Below are 384 nucleotides of genomic sequence, written 5' to 3'. Positions count from 1 at the left end.
CTGACGAACACCACTTGAGGTAATCAATTCTGATGACAGTTCGCCATAAGCTCTCACTCGACCAGTTGTGTTCGAGTAGAGAGCCTTTACAAGGTTAATGTACTTCTTTGGTACTCCTTTCAGTGACAAACACTGCCATAGAACCTCACGATCAACAGAGTCGAATGCCGCCTTAAGGTCGAAAAATACTACCATTGTGGGGCGTCTGAATGTGTGTCTGTGTTCTAGAACCTGACGTAGTGTGAATATCTGATCTATACAACCACGTCCAGGTCGAAAACCGGCCTGGTTTTCTCTAATCTGCTCTTCACGAACTTTGATTAGGCGTCGAAGTATTATTGAGGCTAATATTTTAGACACTATATTAGTCAAACTGATTCCTCT

1 protein-coding gene is annotated in these 384 nt (G+C 43.0%); it reads right to left on the bottom strand.

Features of this window, described 5'->3' with window-relative positions; genetic code table 11:
- On the bottom strand, window positions 1-372 hold a 372-nt coding region (locus tag DF185_RS24920), incomplete at its 3' end, for an RNA-directed DNA polymerase (RefSeq protein WP_262510004.1).
- Window positions 373-384: the final 12 nt, after the last annotated feature.

Origin of the sequence: Marinifilum breve, assembly GCF_003202155.1 — a bacterium.
Lineage (GTDB): Bacteria > Bacteroidota > Bacteroidia > Bacteroidales > Marinifilaceae > Marinifilum > Marinifilum breve.
Note: the sequence above shows the minus strand (reverse complement) of the source record. Positions and strands in the feature narration are given on the sequence as shown.